The sequence below is a fragment of the Tessaracoccus sp. OH4464_COT-324 genome (genome assembly GCF_003932855.1).
Classification (GTDB): Bacteria; Actinomycetota; Actinomycetes; order Propionibacteriales; family Propionibacteriaceae; genus Arachnia.
Genome location: NZ_RQYZ01000110.1, coordinates 1 through 428 on the forward strand (window position 1 = coordinate 1; position 428 = coordinate 428).

At 64.0% G+C, this 428-nt stretch carries 1 protein-coding gene; it reads right to left on the reverse strand.

Annotated elements, in window-relative coordinates; genetic code table 11:
- Positions 1–23: 23 nt before the first annotated feature.
- A partial coding sequence (locus EII42_RS12330) for a hypothetical protein (RefSeq protein ID WP_233558412.1) occupies positions 24–428 on the reverse strand: 405 nt, incomplete at its 5' end.

Here is a 428-nt window from a genome sequence, read left to right on the forward strand (position 1 = left end):
GCCTGCGTCTTCTGGTCCGGCCATTAGCGTTCTCCAATCTGGTCACCGGATTGTTGTGCGCGGTCTTCTTGTTCCGTGTAGCGTCTGGCGAGGATCTGCAACGAGTCACACACGTTGTCGAACTCGCCCGAGGCCTTACCCGAGCCACCGGAAATCGAGCCCAACAAGTCACGAAAACCGTCAAGGGTGCCTTCCAGGAACCCGAAAGTTTCCCCAGCTGGCATCATCCGTGTCCCGCTGGCCGAAGTATCCGAATTAGCCGCCCACCTACGGGCCATCTCCAACAACGCCGGCGGATCAGCGGTGAAACTCATATCCCCACCCGCCGCCGCAGGCACAGAACCCTCACCCGCCGCAGGCGCAGAACCCGGAGCGCCAGACCCGCCGCCGGGGAAAGGGCCGCCGCTCGCGGGGCCACCAGACGGGGT